This window comes from Paracoccus sediminis, assembly GCF_900188295.1.
GTDB lineage: Bacteria > Pseudomonadota > Alphaproteobacteria > Rhodobacterales > Rhodobacteraceae > Paracoccus > Paracoccus sediminis.
Genome location: NZ_FZNM01000002.1, coordinates 183,450 through 205,088, shown reverse-complemented (window position 1 = coordinate 205,088; position 21,639 = coordinate 183,450). Strand labels below are relative to the sequence as shown.

Here is a 21,639-nt window from a genome sequence, read left to right as displayed (position 1 = left end):
TTCAATACCGGAACAGGCGGGCGGCGATCAGCCGCGCCCCCAGAGTGATGGCCTTGGTGATGACATAGAAGATCACGGCGGCCAGGGCGAACAGTTCGAATGTGCGGAAGGTCAGCGCGTTCAGATCCTGGGTGACGCCATACAGATCGCTGTTCATGCCGACCGTGACCCCCAGCGAGGTCATCAGGATCGCCCAGACCATCTGGTTGGTCATCGGCAAGAACGCGATCCGCAGCATTTGCGGCAGCACGACGTATCGAAAGGCCCCCGCCTGCGGAAAGCCCAGCGACCGCGCCGCGCGGGCCTGGGTGTCGGGGATGGCCTTCAGCGCGCCCCGGAAATTCTCGGTCAGATAGCCCGCGTTGTTGAAGGTGATCCCCAGCAAGATCGACGCAAAGGGCGACAGGTAGATGCCGAAACTGCCCAGCCCGAAATGCGCCATGTAGATCTGGAACAGGGCCGGGGTGTTGCGCGCGATCTCGACCCAGGTGCGGGCGATGGCCGACAGCACGCGGATCCCCGACAGGCGGAACATGGTCAGCACGATCGCCAGCAGGATCCCGATCGCCATCGACAAAAGGGCGATCTGCATGGTGACAAGCGCGCCGTCCAGCATCTGCGGAAGCCGGGCCAGCGCCTGCTTCCATTGAAAGGTATAGTTGAACATGGGCCGTCCTGCGATAGCCGGAAAGCGTGGGGCGGTGCGCGTGCCGCGCCGCCCCCGGTCGTCAGCGATAAACGTTGTCGACCGTCAGGCTGGGCAGATCGCCGCCGACCCATTTTTCATACAGTTCGGCATAACGGCCGGTGCGGACCTGCTGGTTCACGAACAGGTTCAGATAGTTCAGCAGCCCGTATTCCTCGCGGTTGGTGAACAGCGCGACGTAATCGATGTCAAAGGGCGCGCTGCCCGCGACCGCGATGCCGGGAAAATTGCCACTTTTGACATTGGCCTGCGCCACGGTCGAGGTGGATACGGTCGCGTCGATCTGGCCCTGGCTCAGCGCCAGGAACACGTCGGCCTGGGTCTGGTAGGGGCGGAAGGTGCCCTCGCCCCATTCGGTGACCTGCTTTTCCAGCGCAATGGCCTCGAAGGTGCCAGCGGTGGCGCCCACGGTCTTGCCCTTCATTCCCTCGAACGAGGTTATGCCCGCGGCGTCATTCGCGGTCACCACCATCTCGAAGGCGAAATAGGGAATCGACATGCCGACCGTCTTGGCGCGTTCCAGCGTGTCCGAGGTCGAGGCGACGCCCACATCAACACGGCCCGACATCAGCGCCGGGATGCGTTCCGGGAAAGGTGTCTCGACGATCTCGGCCGTCACGCCCAGCGCGGCGGCAAGATCGTTGCAATAATCGACGTCGAAGCCGACGGGGTTGTTGCTTTCGTCGCGCATCCCCATCGGAGGAAAGTCCAGCACGACCGCGCAGCGCAGCGTGCCCGAGGCGATGATGTCGTCCAGTTTGTCGGCATGGGACGGCGCCGCCATGGCGACGGTGGCCGCAAGCAAACCGAATGCAAATGTCGTTTTCGTCATGACCCTACTCCTGTTGGTGCGCGTGTTGATGCGCGTCGGCCTTTTTGCGGCCGATTCCTGGCCCTAGTATTCACAAGAAACGCAGATGGAGCAAATTAAAAATACAATCAGTATACAAAAAGTCCACGAGTTCACGCTGAGGGCTGGGTGCCGGACCAGAGCCTTGATCCGTCCAAGAACAGGATTACGGAAACCCCTCTTTCCTAAAATGTATTTTTTATGTATGCAGAAATATAGCCCAGCGGAAGGATGCGGTGATGACACACGCCATTTCAGTCGAAGACCTGTCCCGGCAGGTCGAGCAAATCTTTCTTGCGGCAGGAATGAGCCTTGGCCAGGCGGCGCCCCTGGCGCGCGTCATCGTCGCGGGTGAACGGGACGGCTGCAAATCCCATGGCATCTACAGGATCGAGGGTGTGCTGCGGACCCTTGAGGCCGGAAAGGTCCGGGGCGATGCCGATCCGGTGGCCCATCCTGCCGGCAACGGCGCCATTGTCCGCGTGGACGCCCGCGGCGGGTTTTCCAATGCGGCCTTCGACCGCGGCTTGCCCCTGCTTGTGGAACGTGCCGCCGAACTGGGGCTGGCGGCCATGGTGGTCAATGACTGCACGCATTTTGCCGCCCTGTGGCCCGAGGTCGAAGCCCTGACGGAACACGGTCTGGCCGCGCTGGTGATGTGCCCCAGCTATGCCACCGTCGCGCCGGCCGGAGGCAACCGTCCCCTGCTTGGGACAAACCCGATGGCCTTCGGTTGGCCCCGGCCCGGTCGTCATCCCTATGTGTTCGATTTCGCCACCTCGGTCGCAGCGCGGGGCGAGATCGAATTGCACCGCCGTGCCGGAAAGCCCCTGCCCGAAGGATGGGCCATGGACGAGGCGGGCCGGCCCACGACAGACCCGCAAGCCGCCCTGGCCGGGGCCATGATGCCGTTCGGGGGCCACAAGGGTTCGGCCATCGGCACGATGATCGAACTGCTGGCGGGAATCATGATCGGGGATCTGACCAGTCCCGAGGTTCTGGACTATCTGGGCACCACGGCCCTGGCCCCCTTCCATGGGGAATTGATCCTGGCTCTTTCGCCCGATCAGTTTGCCGCGGGACGACCCGGAAACCCGTTTGCACGAGCGGAACGGCTGTTCCAGGCGATCCAGGGCCAAGGCGCGCGCCTGCCGTCGCAGCGTCGTTTTGCCGCCAGGGACAAGGCCAATGCCGACGGTATCGTCCTTTCCGACGCCGAAAGCGCGCAGCTTGACCACCTGATGGCCCGAGGACTGGACGCGATCCGCTGATCCCCGGAACGGCCCCCTGCGCGGCAGGGGGCCTGGGCGCCGGTCGATCACATCTTGCAGGCCTGCACGGCGCCGGGCAGCGCGCTCCATGCACCATACCAGGCCTTGAACTGCGCCAGTTGCCGTTCGGCCCAACCGCGCTGGCTGGGCGTCAGTTCGTCCGTCTCGTTGAAGTGCAGGGCGTATTCCGGATTCCCCTGCAAGACCATCATGTGCTTGTAGTACAGCACCAGATCGGTTCCTTCGTCCCACGACGACAGCACCTCCAGTGCTTCGCCCAGTTCCTGGGCGCGGGTACGGGCATCCAGATCCCCTGCGGCCGCCGCCTTGGCCAGGGCGACAAAGTGCAGGACCTCTTTGGGGATGACGTTGCCGATCCCGGTGATGGTCCCGATGGCGCCGCATCTGACATAACCGTGATAGACGCCCGTATCGACGCCCGCCATCAGCACCACGCCGTCGTCGGCGCTCGTGATATGCTCGGCGGCATAGGTCATGGCCTTCGCGCCGCCGAATTCCTTGAAGCCCACCAGGTTCGGGTGCTCGGCACGCAGGGCAAAGAAAAGATCGGCTTTGGTTTCAAACCCGTAATAGGGGCTGTTGTAGATGACCGCCGGAGTGTCGGGCGCGGCAGCCAGGATGGCCTTGAAATGGTTGCGCTGCGCCGTGGCGGAAAGGCCGCGCGACAGAACCCGCGGAATCACCATCAAGCCGGCGGCGCCCACCTTCCGAGCATGTGCGGCATGCGCCACGGCCGACGCCGAGTTCACCGCGCCCGTTCCCACAATCACCGGGATCCCCGCCGCAACAAGCCGTGCGACACCTTCCATCCGCTGTTCGTCGGTCAGCAGCGGCCAGTCGCCCATCGAACCGCAGTAAACCACCGCCGACATTCCTGCCGCGATCAGTTCCTGTCCCTTGCGGACCAGGGCGTCGTGATCCGGGCTGCGGTCGGCGTTGCAGGGGGTCATCAGCGCCGGAATGACGCCCGTGAATATGTCGATGTTCATCGCGATCCTCGTGTCGATGGCAGAGGTGATTAAAATGCCGATTCTCGTGATCGGCATCTTAAGGATTGCATTTTATTTGTCGACAACAAAACTGTAGGCCGTGCTAGAGTTGGATCTGCTGACGCTGGTCCCGTGCCAGGAACCGCTGAATCTGGTGCACGATCTGATCGGCGTGTTTTGCCGCCAACCGGTCGCACAGCGGGATGTCATGGGCTTCGATCGCCGAAATGATGGCCTCGTGTTCGTCCACGTATTCACGCGGCAGCTGATCGGAGAAGGATTGGTAATAGAGACGCAGAAGTCTTCGCCCATCGTCCAGCAGCCGCAGGAACAGGCTGGTATAATAGGGATTGCGCCCGGCCTCGGCGATGGCGGCATGAAAGGCGCGGTTCGTGGAAATCATCGCCAAGGCGTCTTGGGCGCCGACGGCGTCGGCATAGCGGCGCTGATGATCGCGCAGAATGACCAGATCCTCGGGCCGGTGGTGTTGGGCCGCGAGGCGCGTGGTGACGCGATACATCAGCGTCAGGGCATCGAAAAAGGTATGAAGATTCAGGAAATCGATGTTGGCGACCATGGTCGAGCGATTTGGCAAGGTCTCGACCAGGCCTTCGCTGGAAAGGCGGACCAGGGCCTCTCGGATCGGTGTGCGTGACATGCCGAAACGTTCGGCAAGCTGCACCTCGTCGATCAGGCTGCCGGGCAGCAGAACCAGATCCAGAATTTCGTCGCGCAACTGATCGTAGACCATCTTGACCCCCGAACCGCGGCGGCGTTCGGGGACAGGTTCGGTTTCCAGCATCGCCGTTTCCAATACGTCAAAAACCTTTTGTCGACATGAAGAATACTTTAGGCCTGCAAAAGCTGCAATGCGCTTTCGTTCCTGCAAGACGAATGATGCGGCGGGTAGGCATGAGGGCCGCCTGGCCGTTCGCTGACCTGTCCCCGCCGCGGCAGTTCGGCTCGGATGCGCCGGCATTGCCAGCGTTCTGGACAAGCTTCCGCATGAGGATCGTTCAGGATGCCGCGTTCCTTGCCGCGCAACTCCCCGATCCGGCCGGCGGGCCGGGATCAGGCTGGCCTTTCAGAACGGTTTCAACGCCGCGGCGCCTGCCGGTGCGGCCGCCGCCCCAAACCAGATCGACGCCTCGGCATTCGCGCGGCGTCCGCCCGCGCGGCAGGATTGCAGGGTCCGTGGACCTCGATCCTGTGGGCGGCACACCGGAAAAACGATCTGGGCGTACAGTCTCAACGACCGGCTGGCCGAGGATCCGGGATGTCCAGGCGCCGTTCCACAGGGCCGTCTTTACCCCATCACCCTTGTCAGCGCCCCATCGATGGCATCGGTGATGCGGTCGATGTCGTCCGGCGTGGCGATCAGCGCGGGCGACAGGCACAGCGTGTTGTTCAACCCCGGCAGCGACCGGTTGGTGGCGCCGATGATGACGCCTTGGCCCATGCAGTCGGCGACGACAGCCTGCACGCGCTTTTCATCCAACGGTTCCTTGGTGGCGCGGTCCGCCACAAGTTCCGCCCCGCAGAACAGGCCCTTGCCCCGCACATCGCCGATGACCGGGTGCCGGTCCTGCAAGGCGCGCAGGTTCGACAACACCCGCTCGCCCATGGCCGTGGTGTTCTCCAACAGCCCCTCGTCCTCGATGATGCGCATGTTTTCCAAGGCCGCGACCGGCCCCGCCGTGCAGCCGCCAAAGGTCGAGATGTCGCGGAAATAGCCCATCGGGTCGGACGCGTCGTCCTTAAACATGTCGAACACCCGTTCCGTGGTCACCGTGCAGCTGATCGCCGCATAGCCCGAGGCCACGCCCTTGGCCATGGTCACGAAGTCGGGCTGGATCCCGTAATGCTGATAGCCGAACCAGGTGCCCGTGCGGCCCAAGCCGCAGACCACCTCGTCGATGTGCAGCAGGATGTCGTATTTGCGGCAGATCTCCTGGACACGCGGCCAGTAACCCTCGGGCGGGGTGATGACGCCGCCGCCCGCCGTGACCGGTTCCAGGACGATGGCGCCCACGGTGTCGGGGCCTTCGCGCAGGATCACCTCCTCGATGGCGTCGGCGGCGCGTTCGCCATAGTTCGCAACATCCCATTGCTTGCGGTATTCCAGGCAATGCGGGACTCGGACGAAGCCGTCGGGATAGGGGCCATACTGCATGGCCCGCTGGTCCTGTCCGGACGTCGCCAGCGTGCCGATGGTGGTGCCGTGATAGTCGCGGTCGCGGTACAGGATCTTCCATTTCCGCCCGCCATGCTGGCGCGCGGCGATCTGGCGGACCATCTTGTAGACCTTCTCGTTGGCCTCGGACCCGGAATTCGAATAATAGACCCGGCTCATCCCCGGCATCCTGGCGATCAGTTTTTCAGCAAACAGCGCGCCCGGCACCGTGCCCGCCGCCCCGGCATAATAGTTCAGCTTGACCAGCTGGTCGCGCACGGCGTTGGCGATGCTTTCCCGGCCGTACCCCACGTTGACCGTCCAGACGCCCCCCGACACCGCGTCCAGATACTCGCGCCCGTTCGTGTCCCACAGCCGCATCCCCTTGCCTTCCACGAAGACGCGCGGATCGGCGCTCTCATACTGCTTGTGCTGGCTCAGGTGATGCCAGACATGCGCGCGGTCGGCGGCGACCACATGGGACAGGTCGTTCGGGTGAAGATCGAGGGACATGGGGAACTCCTTGGACGGGTGGGGCCGGTGTTCATCATGTCCGGCACGGGCTGGATCCCACGAAAGCCAGATCCCCCGCAAAAGGCAAGAGGAAGCCTTTCCGGGAACGGACCCCCGCCCCCGACGGTTGATCCTCGACCATCAGAGGAGGAGCCGACATGGCACAGACATTCGACCCCAAGGCCGAGAACGAAAAGGATGCCGTCAAGCGGGGCGCGCAAAAGAACAAGATGGGCAATGCCGATCCGGTTCTGAATCCCAAGCAGATGCAGCGGTCCAACGAGCCGAATGCGGGCGGACAGAACCGCGAGGCGGGCGATCGCCGCGCCCGGCAGAACGACCGCGCCACCAACGGCGGCGAATGAGAACATGGCCGGGGATTTCCCCGGCCCTTTCCGCAAACACGTTTTCTGGGGCGTCGCCTTGCCGCCCGAAAGGCGGATTTGTTCCAGACGCCGGAACCGCCGTGTGCGCCGTCCGTTACCAAGGCATGTCAAATCCTCATTCCCCTCATGCACCGGACGATCCGGATGTCCCCTCGGACGGGTTGGAACGCGCGGATGTCGAGGCGGCAAAATCCGCAGCCCGGCATCGCCATCATCCGGTCGTCAGCACGCTGGGTATTCTCAGCGATGTGGCCGACCAGATTCCGCTGGGGATCGTCTGCGCATCCGTGATGGCTGGCGGACTGGTCGCCGACCGCCCCGATGTGCTGCACCTGGGCACCCGGATGATGGCCGCGCATGTCCTGGCCAACCTGGTCAAGCGCCGCATCAAGAACCGGGTCCGCCGTACCCGACCCGAGGAAATCGTCGGAAATCGCAGCTACCGGTTCGAGGCGGGGGAAACGCAGGGCGGCCACGATACGTCCTTTCCATCGGGTCATACCGCCGGCGCAGTCGCGGTCGCGGCCATTCTGTCGCGCGACAAACCCGATCTGGCACTTCCCGCCCTGGGCATGGCCGCCTTGATCGCGGGCGTCCAGATACCGCGCGCCAAGCATTATCCCATCGACGTCCTGGCCGGGATCGCGTTGGGCTTTGCCTCGGCGCGGGTGGTGGACCGCGTGCTGCCGGGGACAGAATGCCACCACACCAGTCAGAGGACGATCATGTCAGACCAAGCCACCCGTTCCGTGTCCGCCAGTTTCGACACCCGCGAAGCCGCCGACCGCGCCATCGAGCATCTGGTCCAGCAACATGGAATCGACCGCACCGATGTCTTTGCCGAGGCCGAAGGGGCGGAAAACACGGTCGGCACAAAGCATTCGGGCGGGGATGCGGACAAGGATGGCGCAATGACCGACGCGCCCCTGGCGGGAACGATCAAGGTGTCGGTGGACGTTCCCGAAAGACATGCCCAGACCGTGCAGGAGAATCTTGGCGACATGGGCGGACGGAACATCGCCATGCGCTAGGACGCCGCGGCCGGGAACGCAGCGCCGTCCCGGACCGTTAGACCTTGCCAGCCGCCACGCCAGCATCGGGGTATCCATGAAGATCACGCTCAACCTGAACGGCACGTCTCATCATCTGGACGTGGACCCGCGCACCACCCTTCTGGATGTCCTGCGCCATCATCTTGGCCTGACCGGCACGAAAAAGGGCTGCGACCACGGCCAGTGCGGCGCCTGCACCGTCCTGATGGACGGACGGCGCGTCAATTCCTGCCTGACCTTGGCCTGTATGGCCGAAGATGCCGATATTACCACGATCGAGGGCATCGGCACGCCCGGAAACCTGTCGCCGTTGCAACAGCAGTTTCTGGACCACGACGGGTTTCAGTGCGGTTATTGCACACCGGGACAAATCTGTTCGGCCACCGCGATGCTGGAGGAGATCGCGGCAGGCTGGCCTAGCCACGCATCGGACAGCCTGGACGGGCCGTTCGACCTGACCCATGCCGAAATCGCCGAGCGGATGAGTGGCAACCTGTGCCGTTGCGCCGCCTATCCCAACATCGTTGCCGCCATCCGCCAGGCAGGACGGGACGGCAGCCGGCAGGAGGACGCGGCATGAGGGAATTCAGCTTTCACCGCGCCGCCTCGGTTGCGGATTTGCCGGCGGGCGCCACCATCATCGCCGGCGGCACCAACCTGCTTGACCTGATGAAGCACGAGGTGATGGCCCCCGAATCGCTGGTGGACATTACCCGGCTGGATCTCGACCGGGTCGAAGCCGAGGGCGATGGACTGCGGATCGGCGCCCTGGTCCGCAACAGCGATCTTGCGGCGCATCCGACGATCCGACGCGATTATGCGGTGTTATCACGCGCGTTGCTGGCGGGAGCCAGCGGACAATTGCGGAACATGGCGACGACCGGCGGAAATCTGATGCAGCGAACCCGCTGCCCGTATTTCTATGACCGCCGGATGGCCTGCAACAAGCGGGATCCCGGCGCGGGCTGTGCAGCCATGGGCGGCGTGACGCGCAATCACGCGATCCTGGGGGCCTCGGATCACTGCATCGCCACCTATCCGGGCGACATGGCGGTCGCATTGCGTGCGTTGGATGCCGTGGTGGAAATCGACGGACCCTCGCCCCGCCGCGTTCCGTTGGCCGATTTCCATCAACTGCCCGGCGATACCCCGCATATCGAGACGGCGTTGCAACCCGGCGACCTCATCACCGCCGTTGTTCTTCCCGCTCCGGTCGCCGGGCAGCATCGGTACCGCAAGGTGCGGGACCGGGCGTCCTATGCCTTTGCGCTTGTGTCCGTGGCGGCGGTCATCCGCCTGGACGGCGGCACGATCAACCATGCGGCCCTTGCCTTTGGCGGGGTGGCCGCAAAGCCGTGGCGCGATCCCGACATCGAACGGCTGCTGACCGGGCGCGAACCCTCGGATGCCCTGTTCGCCGAGGCGGCCGATCTGCTGCTGCGCCCCGCGCGCGGACAAGGCGAAAACAAGTTCAAGATTCCTCTGCTGCGACGCAGCCTGATCGCGACCTTGCGCGATGCAACCGGAATGGAGGCCACGGCATGACACGGCATCTGCGGGTCGATGGCCCGAACCATGACGACAGGCTGGATCACATGGCGCAAGGCGTGCTGGGGCAGCCGCTGAACCGCCTGGAAGGGCCGCTGAAGGTATCCGGCCGCGCCGCCTATGCCGCCGAGGCCCGGCCCGCGAACCTGGCCTATGGCGTTCTGGTCCAAGCCTCGGTTCCGGCAGGCAAGGTGCTGGACATCGGCGACGCCCCCGGCGCCCTTGCGGTGATCCAGGACAAACGGATGGTGCGCTATGCCGCGCAGGGTCAGGCGCAAAAGGCCCCGAAATCCGGTCCCGATCAGGTCGAATACATGGGTCAGGCCATAGCCTTGGTCGTCGCCGACACTTTCGAGGCCGCGACCCATGCGGCGCAGAACCTGATGGTGCGCTATGCGGCCGAGGACGTTCCGGTGAATCCCGATGCGGTTACGCCGGAACTGCCGCCGCAGAAACAGGCATCGGCCGGCGATCTGGATCGGGCCATGGCGACTGCGGCCGTCAGCGTCGATGCGGTCTGGCACACGCCGTCCCATGGGGCGGCGGCCATGGAACCTCATGCGGCCATCGCGCAATGGGATGGCGACCGCGTGACAATTCGGGCCGGATTGCAGATGCTGTCGTCGAACCGGGCGCAAATGGCCGACGCGCTTGGCATCCGCGCCAGCAAGCTGCGGCTGCTGGCGCCTTATGTCGGGGGCGGCTTCGGATCCAAGCTGGGGATCAATGCCGAAGCGGTCGCCGCCGCCATTGCCGCCAAGGAACTGAACCGCCCGGTTCAGGTCTCCATGACGCGGCAGCAGGTCTTTGATCTGGCGCATCGCCGGTCCGAAACCCGCCAGCGTGTCCGCCTTGCCTGCGATCCCGACGGACGGCTGACAGGCATCGGGCATGACGTTCTGGTGTCGAACCTGCCGGGCAGCGAATTTTCCGAGCCCGTCACCCAGGCCACGCCGTTCACCTATGAGGCTGCCCACCGGCAGATCGTTCATGCGGTCGCCCGCATTCATCGCGGTTGCGCCGGTTCGGTCCGCGCGCCGGGGGAAGCCGTCGGTGTCACCGTCTTCGAATGCGCCATGGACGAACTGGCCGAGGCTGCCGACATCGATCCGGTCGAGTTGCGCTTGCGCAACATTCCCGAGGATGAGCCTGTCACCGGCCGTCCGTTTTCCAGCCACAAGCTGGCGGAAGCCCTGCGCGACGGCGCGCAACGGTTCGGTTGGTCCGACCGCCGCCCTAACGGACAACGCGCCGAGGGCGAATGGTTGATCGGCATGGGAATGGCCACCGCGGTCCGGGTCAACATGCTGGTCGAATCCCGCGCCAAGGTCACGCTGCTTCAGAACGGCCAGGCCATCGTGGAAACAGACATGACCGACATCGGCACCGGAACCTATACGATACTGGGTCAACTTGCCGGGGAAATGCTTGGCCTTCCGGTGGATCGGGTCGAGGTCAAATTGGGCGACACCGATTTTCCGCCATCGTCCGGGTCCGGAGGATCCTTTGGCGCCGCCTCCAGCGGCAATTCCGTCTATCTGGCCTGCGAGGACATTCGCCGCCAGATCGCCAAGGCAATGGGTTGCGATGAACCGGACTTGACCTTGCAGAATGGCATGGCCCGCGCCGGAAACATCGCCAGATCCTTGTCCGAACTGATTGACGGCAGCCTGACCGGCGAAGGTCATCTGGAACCGGGCAAGACCGAAAAGTCCGTCCGCCAAGCGACCTGGGGCAGCCACTGGGCCGAGGTTGCCGTCAATCGGTGGACCGGAGAAGTTCGTGTGCGCCGCATGATGGGCGTCTTTGCCTGCGGGCGGGTCTTGAACGAGAAAACCGCGCGATCGCAATGCCTGGGCGGAATGACCTTCGGCATTGGCATCGCCCTGACCGAAGCGATGGAACACGATTCCCGTGACGGACATGCCGTCAGCCGCGACCTAGCCGAATATCATATTCCCTGCCATGCCGATGTTCCGGGTCTCGAGGTGCATTTCCTGTCGGAAAGGGATGCCTATGTCGGCCCGCTGCAAGCCAAGGGCCTGGGTGAACTTGGCATCTGCGGCGCAGGAGCAGCGGTCTTGAACGCGATCCACAACGCATGTGGTATCAGGGTCCGCGACCTGCCTGCTACGCCCGACAAGATCATCGCTGGTCTTGAAGCAAGAGCATGAACGATGCGGCAGGCCGGTCGATCCGGCCTGTAATGCAATCTACGATAATTTTATTAATATTAATCAATAACTTGTATCATTAACCTTTCGGTGCGGCACCGAGAATCTGGCACAAGCGTTCCAGATCGTCCAAATTGGCATAGGCGATATTCACAATGCCAGAGCCACCTGATGCATGGTCGATTGTCACGGCCATTTTCAGTTGGGCGGAAAGATCGGCCTCGAGCGTCCTGGTATCGGCATCTTTGTCCGTCTGCCGCCTTTTGCCGGGTTTTCCGTCTAGTGCCGATCTGCCTTGACTGCGCACCATGTCTTCGGTTTCGCGCACCGAAAGGCCTTGTTCGATAACCCGACGCGCTAAGGCTGTGGGATTATCCGCGGTAATCAATGCCCGTGCGTGACCTTGGGTCAGCTTTCCTTCCTTCAAGTGGTCCTGAACCTGTTCCGGCAGGTTGAGAAGACGCAACAGGTTCGCGATATGGCTGCGGCTCTTGTTCAAGGCTTCGGCCAGTTTTTCCTGGGTATGCCCGAAACGGTCCATCAACTGCCGAAAGGAAGAGGCCTCCTCGATAGCATTCAGATCGGCCCGCTGAATGTTTTCGATGATCGCCACTTCCAGCACTTCGGTATCCGACAGATCGCGAATGATGACTGGCAATTCATGCAGTTGGGCCATCTGCGCCGCACGCCAACGACGCTCACCGGCGACGATCTGATACAACCCCTCGTCCTTGGGATGCCTGCGAACGATCAAGGGCTGCAAGACGCCCCGCTGACGCAGCGATTCCGCTAGTTCCTGCAAGGCCGTCTGGTCGAAACTGCGGCGCGGCTGGTCAGGATTGGCAATGATCTGCTCGATCGGCACCAAGGTCCGATCCTTTACAGGCTTTGCATCGACCGGCCCATCCAGATCCAGATCCGCCATCAAGGCTGAAAGTCCCCGACCCAATCCACGCTTTGCCAGTTTGTTATCGGACATCACGCTTCCTCTTTTGCAGGTTTCAGGCGAACGGCAAATTCGGCGGCGAACTTGCGATAAGCAAGGCTTCCCTTGGAACTCGGATCGTAAAGCAGGACGGGCTGCGCGAAGGACGGCGCCTCGGAGACCCGGACGTTCCGGGGAATGACCGTCGGAAAGACCAGATCCCCCAAGGTGGCCCGCGCATCCGCTTCGACCTGCTGGGACAGGTTGTTGCGGTAATCTGACATGGTCAGCAAGACACCATTTATACGCAAGTCGGGATTCCCGCTTTGCCGGACATGCCTTACGGTCGTCAAAAGCTGCGACAGGCCCTCTAGGGCATAGAACTCTGCCTGCAAAGGGACAAGAACCGCATCCGCCGCGATCATGGCGTTGACTGTCAGCAACCCCAAGGCCGGTGGGCAGTCGATCAGGATCACCGCGCCCTCCGGAGCGTCGCCCAGTTTTCGGCGCAACAACTGGGTCCGATCCTTGGCTTGGGCCAGGTCCACATCGGCGGACGACAAATCCGACGTTGCCGGAACGATGCTCAGGTTTGGTATCCGGGTCGGCACAATGCATTCGGACAATGTCTCAGGCCCCGCCAAAAGATCATAGACAGTGTGATGGCGCTGTCCAATATCGATCCCCAAGCCGGTCGATGCATTTCCCTGAGGATCGAGGTCGATCAAGATCGTCCGCCGACCATCCATCGCAAGCGCGGCGCCAAGGTTGATCGCGGTGGTGGTCTTCCCTACCCCGCCCTTTTGGTTGGCAATTGCGACGATGCTATACTGTGCCATGTGACACTCCGCTTATTTCCAAGATCGCCGCACCTTCTTCGGTCTTGCTGGAATGAGAAGCATAATCGAAACGCCAATCGATTTCGGCGTCCTTTACCTCAGACTGCCAGCGACGGCCTTTCATCAAATATGCCTTTCCGGTCGGTGCCATGTGCAAATGCAGATATGCCACAAGCTGCGACAATGGGGCAAGGGCACGCGCGCTAGCACGATACGCGTTCAATGGAGGCAGATTCTCGATCCGGTCGGCAATGACCGTGCATCTTTTCAGGCCGGTTTCCCGAACCACCGTTTGCAGAAACGCCGACTTGCGTCGATCGCTTTCAACCAGAAGAAATTGCATGTCGGTGTCAGCCATGGCAATGGCCAGGACCATTCCGGGAAGACCTCCGCCACTTCCAAAGTCCACCCAGGTTCCGATTTTAGCATCGTTGAGTTCGACAAGCTGCAAGCAATCACCAATGTGGCGGGTCTGCAAATCGGCGATGGTGGCTGAACTGACCAGATTGATCCGTTCGTTCCATCGCGTCAGCAACTGTCCATACAACTCTAGGCGGTCCGATGTTTCACGTGAAACAATCATGCTTGCCGCCTTGACCGCGAACGACTGGCAGCCACCAGCAGGGTCAGAGCAGCCGGAGTCATTCCTTCGATTCGGGCGGCGGCGGCAAGATTGGCCGGCTGGTGGGCAATCAACTTGCCCCTCAACTCATGCGACAATCCAGCGAGGCTGGAGTAATCCAGATCGCTTGGCAGAACGATTGATTCATCCTCGCGCAGCATTTGCGCGTCCCTTGTCTGCCGATCCATATACTGATGATACAGGGCATCATTTGCAATTTGCCGAAGCGTTTGGTCTTCAATGTCTTTGATTTCTGGGAAAAGATGTTCCAGTTGATGCTGGCCGATATCCGGTTGGCCCATCAGTCCAAACACGGAACGCATCTGCCCATCCTGTCTGACAGAGATCCCCGTCCTCAGCAATACCGAGGGCGTAAAGGTTGCAGTCTCCAGCTTGGCGCGAGCGTTTTCGTATTTTTCCTGACGTTCCGTAAAAGCATCCAACCGATCTTTGCCGATACAACCCAGCTTTTTGCCCAAAGGAGTCAGCCGCTGATCGGCATTGTCAGCGCGAAGACACAACCGGAATTCCGCCCTGGAGGTGAACATCCGATAGGGTTCGGTGACCCCATGCGTCGTCAGATCATCGATCATCACGCCGATATAGCTCTCTGTTCGGCTAAAGATAACGCTGTCCCGACCCGTGGCTGAAAAGGCAGCATTCAACCCCGCGACAAGACCTTGGGCCGCTGCCTCCTCGTATCCCGTTGTCCCATTGATCTGCCCAGCCAGATACAGACCCGATATCGACCTTAGCCGCAAGGTCGCATCAAGAGAACGGGGATCCACATAATCATATTCCACGGCGTAACCCGGCTGAAGGATCACAGCCTGTTCCAAGCCATTGATTGTGCTTACATATTCCGCTTGGACATCCGCTGGCAACGAGGTTGAAATCCCGTTGGGATAGACGGTGTGATCGTCCAATCCTTCAGGTTCAAGAAAAATCTGGTGAGAATCCTTGTCAGAGAAACGAACTACTTTGTCCTCGATGGACGGGCAATACCGTGGCCCCCGACCAGCAATATGACCACCGTACATCGCCGAGCGAGAGAGGTTCCGACTAATCACGTCATGGGTTCGGACGTTGGTATGGGTGATACCGCAGGCGATCTGTCTTGCCTGAATTCCCTGGCTCAGATAGGAAAAAAGCACCGGCGTGTCATCGCCTTGCTGCATTTCAAGCCGGTCCCAATCGATCGTCCGACCATCCAGCCGGGGCGGGGTGCCGGTCTTCAGGCGGCCCAAGGGTAAGTCATATTTGCGAAGGCTTGCGGCCAGGGAATTGGATGCGTCATTGCCCCAACGCCCGGCCGGCTTGGTGACATCACCGATATGGATCACGCCATTCAGAAATGTGCCTGCCGTAAGTATCACAGCCGCTGACGGGATGATCGTCCCGTCCTGAAGGACGATGCCCGTAACGGCGGCGTCATTCCCCATGAGGCTCGATACCTCTCCCATCACGATATCAAGGGAAGCGATTGCCGAGACCGCCTTGAAAGCAGCCTGACGATAGATCCCCCGATCCATCTGCGCGCGGGGTCCTTGAACTGCCGGTCCTTTTTTTCTGTTCAGCAATCGGAATTGGATGCCAGCAGCATCGGCAACACGTCCCATGAGGCCATCAAGGGCATCGATCTCTCGGACCAGATGCCCCTTGCCCAGTCCACCAATCGCGGGATTGCAGGACAGGGTTCCGATATCGGTGTTGCGCATGGTGACAAGCGCAGTCTTCGCCCCAACGCGGGCCGAGGCCGACGCGGCCTCCAGTCCAGCATGACCCGCACCGATGACGACCACATCATATTGTTTCACGTGAAACACCTACTTCCCAATGCAGAATGATGTGAAGATCACATCCAGATAATCCTCTGCGCCGATTCTGCCAAGCAAACGATCCAACGACGTTGAGGCATTACGAATGGATTCCGCGATCAATTCCGCAGGAAGTTTGGAATCGATCGTCAAGGCCGCCCGGGCATCGGTCAATGCAGCAAGCTGTCGTTCATGGCTTACCAACTGTGCGCCCGCTGCCATATGCGACAGCTTTTCGAAAACAACGTCCAACATGCGATCAAGACCCTGTCCGGTCAGCGACGATACAGCCAGGCCGATGCCGGTAAATCCCAAGTCCGCTTTGCTGGCGACGATCAGATCCTCTGGATGCCACAGTGCTCCGTCCACGTTCCCGTCCAAAGACAAATGAACCCTCAGATCCGCAGCCGCTGCCCGTGATCGGGCGCGTTCAATTCCAAGGCCTTCAATGCCATCCTGCGTCTCGCGCAATCCTGCCGTGTCCAGCATCGTGACAGCCAGCCCCCGCAGGTCAAGCCGCAATTCGATGATGTCTCGGGTGGTGCCCGCCATGTCCGAAACCAGGGCCACGTCGCGTCGTGCAATACGGTTCAGCAGACTGGACTTGCCGGCATTCGGCGGTCCGACAATGGCCACCTCGAAGCCATTTCTGATCCGTTCGGCCGCACCATAGCCGTTGATCTGGCAGTCCAGCTCGTCCCGAAATCGCGCCAGCAGGTCGAATACCTCCAGCGGGACATCGTCGGGCACATCTTCATCGGCAAAATCGACGCTGCTTTCCACCAAGGCTCCCGCCCTGATCAGCAGCGTTCGCCAATCATCCGCCTTGCGGGCAAGTTCGCCGTTGCTTGTCCGAAGGGCCATCAAGCGTTGCGATTCGGTTTCGGCGCTCAGAAGATCTCCAAGCCCCTCAATTTCGGACAGATCCATCCGGCCGTTTAAGAACGCCCGGCGTGTGAATTCCCCGGCTTCGGCCAGGCGCAACCCTTGCGAGAAAAGGATCTGGTGCATGCGTCGAAAAATCACGGGCGCGCCGTGCAATTGAAGCTCGGCCACCTCCTCGCCCGTGAAACTTTGCCCGGATTCGAACCAGATGACCAACCCCTGGTCCAGCATTTCCCCATTCACGACAATCTTGCGGAAATAGGCGTGACGCGGCTGAGGCAAAGGCCCTGCCAGCCGCTCGGCGAGGGATCTGGCTCCGTCGCCGCTGATGCGAAGAATGGAAACGCCACCCCGCCCAGGCGGGGTGGCTTCGGCAAAGATCAGTTCCATAAGGGTCTCGTCAGGCGTTCATCGAATCGAAGAATTCCGAATTGGATTTGGTCTGCTTCAGCTTCGAAATCAGGAACTCGATGGCATCGGTGGTACCCATGGGGTTCAGGATTCGGCGCAGCAGATAGGTTTTTTGCAGATCCTTCTGTTCAACAAGCAATTCTTCCTTTCGCGTTCCGGACTTGAGGATGTCCATGGCCGGGAAGACTCGCTTGTCGGCAACCTTGCGGTCCAGGACGATCTCGCTGTTGCCCGTGCCCTTGAATTCCTCGAAGATCACCTCGTCCATGCGCGATCCGGTATCGATCAGGGCCGTGGCGATGATGGTCAGCGATCCGCCTTCCTCGATGTTGCGGGCCGCGCCGAAGAACCGTTTGGGCCGCTGCAAGGCATTCGCATCGACGCCGCCCGTCAACACTTTTCCCGAACTTGGCACGACCGTATTGAACGCCCTACCAAGTCTTGTGATGGAATCCAGAAGAATAACAACATCTCGTTTATGTTCCACCAGTCGTTTGGCTTTTTCGATCACCATTTCCGACACGGCGACATGGCGGCTGGCCGGTTCGTCGAAGGTCGAGGAGACAACCTCTCCCTTGACGGACCGCTGCATGTCGGTAACCTCCTCGGGGCGTTCGTCGATCAGCAGGACGATCAAATAGCATTCCGGATGATTGCGCGCGATCGAATGGGCGATGTTCTGCAACAGCACCGTCTTGCCGGTGCGCGGGGGGGCCACGATCAGCGACCGCTGGCCCTTGCCGATGGGCGACACCAGATCGATGATGCGGGCCGAACGGTCCCTGATCGTCGGATCCTCGATTTCCATGGTCAACCGCTCGTCGGGATAAAGCGGGGTCAGGTTGTCGAACGCGACCTTGTGGCGCGCTTTTTCCGGATCCTCGAAATTGATCCGCTCCACCTTGGTCAGGGCAAAGTAACGCTCGTTTTCGCCCGGTGCACGGATCACGCCTTCGACCGTATCGCCGGTACGCAGCGAATGCTGGCGGATCATGTCCGGGCTGACATAGATGTCGTCGGGACCGGGCAGATAATTCGCCGCCGTGGATCGCAGAAAGCCGAAACCGTCCTGCACGACCTCCAGCACGCCGTCGCCGCCGATGTCGAAACCTTCCTCGGCATGTTCCTTGAGAATCGAGAACATCATCTCGCCCTTGCGCATTGTCGAGGCGTTCTCGATCTCCCATTCCTCGGCCAGGGACAGCAGTTCGGCCGGGCTTTTGGCCTTGAGCTCGGCAAGGTTGAGACGTTCTTCGGTCATGATGTCACCGTGGCGCGCGATCTGGCACGACTGGATGGAAGGTGGACAGGGGATTCCCATGCCGGACGGCGGGACTTTCGCGCCACATAAGCGCCTGGACGGTTCGAGTCAATCTTTTGGCTAGAACTTGACGATCACCGACAGCACGATCCCGACCATCAGAAGTGTTGGCACCTCGTTCATCATGCGATAACGGCGGCCGGACTGTCCCCGGCCCGCCAGCAGGATACGCCGCTGGCCGGCGCACCACCTGTGAAACCAGGTCATCGCCAGAACGCAGGCGGCCTTGGTCCAGGGCCAGATCATTGACCAGTCAACGATCCCCGGCGTCAGCACCAGGCAAAGCCCGCTGATCCAGGTCGCGATCATGGCCGGGTTCATGATCAAGCGCAGCAGCTTGTCCTCCATGACGGCAAAACTGCCTGCCGGTTCCGGCGCCTGCCCGCGTTCCGCGTGATAGACGAAAAGCCTTGGCAGATAGAACAGCCCGGCCATCCAGGACATCACCGCCATGACATGAAATGCCTTGGCATAGGGATAGATCGGAACCAGCCAGTCGGTCATCGCAGTCCTTCTTAATAAAGAAAGAAGATAAAGGATGTTGTTGAAGTAGGGCCTGGGGACAAAAGGATAAAGCCGAAATCCCCGGATCCGCCCCCGGATCCCGACATTGTGGATAAGATCGGGATTAGTCCGCATAAATAAGTATTTTTCAATTAAATTCAATGAAATGGCATGTGGATAATTTTTGGGACATAGTCCCTGCGGAAAAGTTCTCCACATATTTCGGATCCCTGGATCCCGACTTGTCCCGCTGTGGGTTGTCCGCGGTGGTTCGTGCAAGGTTCCGGGTCGGTTTCGGACGCTACCCTGCGCAGGGGCGGATGCCCCCATGATTCGCCCCGATTCGCCCCCGGATCTTGTCCACAGCCTTCCTTCAGGCGACGCGAAAGCCCGCTTTTTTTCCCGGTCCTGCCCGCATAACCTGTGCCGAATCCAAGGATACCGCGATGCCAGACGACCAGCCCCGCCACCCCGACCACGTTCCCCTTGCCGGGGTGATCGGGATGCCCATCGCGCATTCGCGGTCGCCACGCCTGCACGGCCACTGGCTGCGCCGATACGGCATCGCGGGTCATTACATCCCCATGCCGGTCATGCCCGAACACCTGGCCGAGGTGTTGCGCGCCCTGCCCCGGTTGGGCTTTGTCGGGGTCAACGTCACCATTCCTCACAAGGAGGCTGTGCTGGCCCTGGCCGATACCGTGACGGATAGGGCGGCGCTGATCGGGGCGGCGAACACGCTGATCTTCCGGCCCGACGGCAAGATTCATGCCGACAATACAGACGGTTATGGTTTTGTCGCCAACCTGCGCCAGAACGCGCCCGATTGGTGGCCCAAGGCAGGCCCGGCCGCGCTGATCGGGGCCGGGGGGGCGGCGCGGGCGGTCGTGGCATCGCTTCTGGACAGCGGAGTCGGGGAACTGCGGATCACCAACCGCACCCGTATCCGGTCCGAACAGATCAAATCCGAATTCGGCGCGCGTCTGGTCGTTTATGATTGGGCGCAGGCCGGAAACATGCTGGAAGGCGCGGCCACTGTCGTCAACGCGACATCCCTGGGGATGGATGGAAAGCAGCCCCTGCGCCTGCCGCTGGACGCCCTGTCGCCGGATGCTCTTGTCACCGACCTGGTCTATGCCCCTCTCGTGACGCCCTTCCTGCGTGACGCCCAGGCGCGGGGCTGCCGGATCGTGGATGGTCTGGGAATGCTGCTGCATCAGGCCGCTCCGGGTTTCGAATGCTGGTTCGGCCGCCGCCCCGAGGTTGACGACGATCTGCGCCGGGCCGTTCTGGAATGACATTCCGCCTGGGCCTGACCGGAAGCATCGGCATGGGCAAATCCACCACGGCGCAGATGTTTCGCGACGCGGGCCATCCCGTCTGGGACGCGGACGAGGCCGTCCACCGTCTTTATGGACCACAAGGTGCCGCCGTCGCCCCGGTGGCGGCGGCCTTTCCGGCCGCAATGCACGAGGGCGGCATCGACCGCAAGGCGCTGAAGGCGGCGATTGCCGCCGATCCGGCGGCCCTGGACCGGTTGTCGGCCATCGTTCATCCCATCGTGGCTGCGGATCGCGACGCCTTTGTCGCCCGGCACAAGGATGCGCCTTTGGTCGTTCTGGATATTCCGCTGCTTTACGAAAACGGCTATCAGGCGCTGCTGGACGGCGTTGCCGTGGTGTCGGCCGATGCGGACACGCAGCGGCGCCGGGTGATGTCGCGGCCGGGCATGACCGACGACCTTCTGGCCCTGATCCTGTCGCGGCAAATGCCCGACGCCGAAAAGCGGACACGGGCGGACTGGATCATCCCGACCGACACCCTGGACGACGCCCGCCGGGCCGTAAATCGTATCGCGAAGGAGATTGCCGATCGTGCGTGAGATCGTGATGGACACCGAAACCACCGGCTTCGATGCCGACAAGGACGACCGCATCGTCGAGATCGGCGGGATCGAACTGGTGAACCACCTGCCCACCGGTCAGGTCTTTCACGTCTATATCAATCCCGAACGCCCCATGCCCAAGGATGCGTTCGAGGTGCATGGACTGGGCGACGATTTCCTGCGCGACAAGCCGAAATTCGCGGACATCGTTCAGGGTTTCATAGAGTTCATCGGCGACGACTCTCGGCTGGTGATCCACAATGCCGGCTTCGACATGAAATTCCTGAACGCCGAATTGCGCCGCGCGGGCCGTCCGACGCTGCCCTGGTCACGCGCGCTGGATACGCTTGCCCTGGCGCGCGAACGGTTTCCCGGATCGCCCGCGTCGCTGGATGCGCTGTGCCGCCGCTTTGGCGTGGACAATTCGAACAGGCAACGCCACGGCGCGCTTCTCGACAGCGAGCTTCTGGCCGAGGTATATCTGGAACTGATCGGCGGCAGGCAGCCGGATCTTGTCCTGGACCAGCCCGGTCGCCGCGTTGCGGCGGGTCAGCCCGACAGCGACAGCGGCCCCCGCTCGGCACGCCCTGTCCCGCTTCCGTCCCGATTGACCCAGGCAGAGGCCGCAGCCCATGCCGAATTCGTCGCGCGCCTGGGGGAAACCGCGGTCTGGGCGCGCTATGGGCGTTGACAGTCCCGGCGCGCAATGACGCCATGGACCAGGAGCGACCACAAGGGCAAGGGTGC

At 61.8% G+C, this 21,639-nt stretch carries 21 protein-coding genes; 9 read left to right on the top strand and 12 right to left on the bottom strand.

From position 1 onward, the window contains the following. Position 1 precedes the first annotated feature (1 nt). Positions 2-667 (bottom strand): amino acid ABC transporter permease, encoded by a 666-nt coding sequence (locus CHB77_RS04010; RefSeq protein WP_089386892.1) that lies wholly within the window; start codon positions 665-667, stop codon positions 2-4. Between the two features lie 61 nt (positions 668-728). Then, positions 729-1,538: an ABC transporter substrate-binding protein gene (locus CHB77_RS04005; protein WP_089386891.1), complete on the bottom strand. Its 810-nt coding sequence runs from the start codon at positions 1,536-1,538 to the stop codon at positions 729-731. Positions 1,539-1,795: 257 nt separating this feature from the next. Between CHB77_RS04005 and CHB77_RS04000 the strand changes: the two genes are divergently transcribed. Beyond that, positions 1,796-2,827, top strand: coding sequence for an Ldh family oxidoreductase (locus tag CHB77_RS04000; protein ID WP_089386890.1), 1,032 nt, complete (start codon positions 1,796-1,798; stop codon positions 2,825-2,827). A 47-nt stretch (positions 2,828-2,874) separates the two neighbouring features. Here the strand turns inward: CHB77_RS04000 and CHB77_RS03995 are convergent, their stop codons facing one another. From CHB77_RS03995 to tpa, 3 genes are all read right to left on the bottom strand, one after another. Next, positions 2,875-3,837 (bottom strand): dihydrodipicolinate synthase family protein, encoded by a 963-nt coding sequence (locus CHB77_RS03995; RefSeq protein WP_089386889.1) that lies wholly within the window; start codon positions 3,835-3,837, stop codon positions 2,875-2,877. A 103-nt stretch (positions 3,838-3,940) separates the two neighbouring features. Beyond that, complete coding sequence (locus CHB77_RS03990; RefSeq protein WP_089387154.1) at positions 3,941-4,639, bottom strand: GntR family transcriptional regulator; 699 nt, start codon at positions 4,637-4,639, stop codon at positions 3,941-3,943. A 504-nt stretch (positions 4,640-5,143) separates the two neighbouring features. Further along, positions 5,144-6,523: a hypotaurine--pyruvate aminotransferase Tpa gene (gene tpa, locus CHB77_RS03985; protein WP_089386888.1), complete on the bottom strand. Its 1,380-nt coding sequence runs from the start codon at positions 6,521-6,523 to the stop codon at positions 5,144-5,146. Positions 6,524-6,681: 158 nt separating this feature from the next. On the opposite strand from tpa, the gene CHB77_RS03980 reads away from it, so the two are divergent. The 5 genes from CHB77_RS03980 to CHB77_RS03960 all read left to right on the top strand — a co-directional run bounded on the left by CHB77_RS03980 (position 6,682) and on the right by CHB77_RS03960 (position 11,683). Continuing rightward, on the top strand, positions 6,682-6,888 hold the full coding sequence (locus tag CHB77_RS03980; RefSeq protein ID WP_089386887.1) for a hypothetical protein: 207 nt from the start codon (positions 6,682-6,684) through the stop codon (positions 6,886-6,888). A 125-nt stretch (positions 6,889-7,013) separates the two neighbouring features. Then, on the top strand, positions 7,014-7,940 hold the full coding sequence (locus tag CHB77_RS03975; RefSeq protein WP_165456193.1) for a phosphatase PAP2 family protein: 927 nt from the start codon (positions 7,014-7,016) through the stop codon (positions 7,938-7,940). Between the two features lie 76 nt (positions 7,941-8,016). After that, positions 8,017-8,541, top strand: coding sequence for a 2Fe-2S iron-sulfur cluster-binding protein (locus tag CHB77_RS03970; protein ID WP_089386885.1), 525 nt, complete (start codon positions 8,017-8,019; stop codon positions 8,539-8,541). Further along, complete coding sequence (locus CHB77_RS03965; protein WP_089386884.1) at positions 8,538-9,506, top strand: FAD binding domain-containing protein; 969 nt, start codon at positions 8,538-8,540, stop codon at positions 9,504-9,506. Before CHB77_RS03970 ends, CHB77_RS03965 begins: the two co-directional genes overlap by 4 nt. Then, positions 9,503-11,683: a xanthine dehydrogenase family protein molybdopterin-binding subunit gene (locus CHB77_RS03960; protein ID WP_089386883.1), complete on the top strand. Its 2,181-nt coding sequence runs from the start codon at positions 9,503-9,505 to the stop codon at positions 11,681-11,683. The genes CHB77_RS03965 and CHB77_RS03960 overlap by 4 nt, the downstream gene beginning before the upstream one ends. 79 nt (positions 11,684-11,762) lie before the next feature. Here CHB77_RS03960 and CHB77_RS03955 read toward each other — a convergent pair whose 3' ends face one another. The 7 genes from CHB77_RS03955 to CHB77_RS03925 form a co-directional block, all read right to left on the bottom strand. After that, positions 11,763-12,662: a ParB/RepB/Spo0J family partition protein gene (locus CHB77_RS03955; RefSeq protein ID WP_089386882.1), complete on the bottom strand. Its 900-nt coding sequence runs from the start codon at positions 12,660-12,662 to the stop codon at positions 11,763-11,765. Continuing rightward, positions 12,662-13,447 carry a ParA family protein gene (locus tag CHB77_RS03950; RefSeq protein WP_089386881.1) on the bottom strand — a complete coding sequence of 262 codons (786 nt, stop codon included), beginning with the start codon at positions 13,445-13,447 and terminating at the stop codon, positions 12,662-12,664. The genes CHB77_RS03955 and CHB77_RS03950 overlap by 1 nt, the downstream gene beginning before the upstream one ends. Then, the gene (rsmG, locus tag CHB77_RS03945; protein WP_089386880.1) at positions 13,434-14,030 is read right to left on the bottom strand and encodes a 16S rRNA (guanine(527)-N(7))-methyltransferase RsmG; all 597 of its coding nucleotides are present in this window, start codon (positions 14,028-14,030) and stop codon (positions 13,434-13,436) included. Before rsmG ends, CHB77_RS03950 begins: the two co-directional genes overlap by 14 nt. After that, on the bottom strand, positions 14,027-15,895 hold the full coding sequence (gene mnmG / locus CHB77_RS03940; RefSeq protein WP_089386879.1) for a tRNA uridine-5-carboxymethylaminomethyl(34) synthesis enzyme MnmG: 1,869 nt from the start codon (positions 15,893-15,895) through the stop codon (positions 14,027-14,029). The genes rsmG and mnmG overlap by 4 nt, the downstream gene beginning before the upstream one ends. Further along, complete coding sequence (gene mnmE / locus CHB77_RS03935; RefSeq protein ID WP_089386878.1) at positions 15,896-17,161, bottom strand: tRNA uridine-5-carboxymethylaminomethyl(34) synthesis GTPase MnmE; 1,266 nt, start codon at positions 17,159-17,161, stop codon at positions 15,896-15,898. It lies immediately after the preceding gene. A gap of 10 nt (positions 17,162-17,171) precedes the next feature. Then, the gene (gene rho, locus CHB77_RS03930; protein WP_089386877.1) at positions 17,172-18,443 is read right to left on the bottom strand and encodes a transcription termination factor Rho; all 1,272 of its coding nucleotides are present in this window, start codon (positions 18,441-18,443) and stop codon (positions 17,172-17,174) included. A gap of 120 nt (positions 18,444-18,563) precedes the next feature. Further along, positions 18,564-19,007 (bottom strand): CopD family protein, encoded by a 444-nt coding sequence (locus CHB77_RS03925; protein ID WP_089386876.1) that lies wholly within the window; start codon positions 19,005-19,007, stop codon positions 18,564-18,566. 446 nt (positions 19,008-19,453) lie between these two features. On the opposite strand from CHB77_RS03925, the gene CHB77_RS03920 reads away from it, so the two are divergent. The 3 genes from CHB77_RS03920 to dnaQ are packed head-to-tail and all read left to right on the top strand — an operon-like array spanning position 19,454 to position 21,583. After that, positions 19,454-20,305: a shikimate dehydrogenase gene (locus tag CHB77_RS03920; protein WP_089386875.1), complete on the top strand. Its 852-nt coding sequence runs from the start codon at positions 19,454-19,456 to the stop codon at positions 20,303-20,305. After that, positions 20,302-20,889 carry a dephospho-CoA kinase gene (gene coaE, locus CHB77_RS03915; RefSeq protein ID WP_089386874.1) on the top strand — a complete coding sequence of 196 codons (588 nt, stop codon included), beginning with the start codon at positions 20,302-20,304 and terminating at the stop codon, positions 20,887-20,889. The genes CHB77_RS03920 and coaE overlap by 4 nt, the downstream gene beginning before the upstream one ends. Further along, entirely contained in the window at positions 20,882-21,583 is a 702-nt protein-coding gene (gene dnaQ / locus CHB77_RS03910; protein ID WP_089387153.1) for a DNA polymerase III subunit epsilon, read from the top strand. Before coaE ends, dnaQ begins: the two co-directional genes overlap by 8 nt. The last annotated feature ends 56 nt before the right edge of the window (positions 21,584-21,639 follow it).

Bases quoted from the DNA above. Each gene is read 5' to 3' on its own strand.
- CHB77_RS03955 (WP_089386882.1), bottom strand. From the start codon at position 12,662: ATGTCCGATAACAAACTGGCAAAGCGTGGATTGGGTCGGGGACTTTCA.
- rho (WP_089386877.1), bottom strand. From the start codon at position 18,443: ATGACCGAAGAACGTCTCAACCTTGCCGAGCTCAAGGCCAAAAGCCCG.
- mnmE (WP_089386878.1), bottom strand. From the start codon at position 17,161: ATGGAACTGATCTTTGCCGAAGCCACCCCGCCTGGGCGGGGTGGCGTT.
- CHB77_RS04005 (WP_089386891.1), bottom strand. From the start codon at position 1,538: ATGACGAAAACGACATTTGCATTCGGTTTGCTTGCGGCCACCGTCGCC.
- CHB77_RS03970 (WP_089386885.1), top strand. From the start codon at position 8,017: ATGAAGATCACGCTCAACCTGAACGGCACGTCTCATCATCTGGACGTG.
- CHB77_RS03965 (WP_089386884.1), top strand. From the start codon at position 8,538: ATGAGGGAATTCAGCTTTCACCGCGCCGCCTCGGTTGCGGATTTGCCG.
- CHB77_RS03920 (WP_089386875.1), top strand. From the start codon at position 19,454: ATGCCAGACGACCAGCCCCGCCACCCCGACCACGTTCCCCTTGCCGGG.
- CHB77_RS03980 (WP_089386887.1), top strand. From the start codon at position 6,682: ATGGCACAGACATTCGACCCCAAGGCCGAGAACGAAAAGGATGCCGTC.
- rsmG (WP_089386880.1), bottom strand. From the start codon at position 14,030: ATGATTGTTTCACGTGAAACATCGGACCGCCTAGAGTTGTATGGACAG.
- tpa (WP_089386888.1), bottom strand. From the start codon at position 6,523: ATGTCCCTCGATCTTCACCCGAACGACCTGTCCCATGTGGTCGCCGCC.
- CHB77_RS03995 (WP_089386889.1), bottom strand. From the start codon at position 3,837: ATGAACATCGACATATTCACGGGCGTCATTCCGGCGCTGATGACCCCC.
- CHB77_RS03950 (WP_089386881.1), bottom strand. From the start codon at position 13,447: ATGGCACAGTATAGCATCGTCGCAATTGCCAACCAAAAGGGCGGGGTA.
- CHB77_RS03960 (WP_089386883.1), top strand. From the start codon at position 9,503: ATGACACGGCATCTGCGGGTCGATGGCCCGAACCATGACGACAGGCTG.
- CHB77_RS04000 (WP_089386890.1), top strand. From the start codon at position 1,796: ATGACACACGCCATTTCAGTCGAAGACCTGTCCCGGCAGGTCGAGCAA.
- CHB77_RS03975 (WP_165456193.1), top strand. From the start codon at position 7,014: ATGTCAAATCCTCATTCCCCTCATGCACCGGACGATCCGGATGTCCCC.
- CHB77_RS03925 (WP_089386876.1), bottom strand. From the start codon at position 19,007: ATGACCGACTGGCTGGTTCCGATCTATCCCTATGCCAAGGCATTTCAT.
- CHB77_RS04010 (WP_089386892.1), bottom strand. From the start codon at position 667: ATGTTCAACTATACCTTTCAATGGAAGCAGGCGCTGGCCCGGCTTCCG.
- coaE (WP_089386874.1), top strand. From the start codon at position 20,302: ATGACATTCCGCCTGGGCCTGACCGGAAGCATCGGCATGGGCAAATCC.
- CHB77_RS03990 (WP_089387154.1), bottom strand. From the start codon at position 4,639: ATGCTGGAAACCGAACCTGTCCCCGAACGCCGCCGCGGTTCGGGGGTC.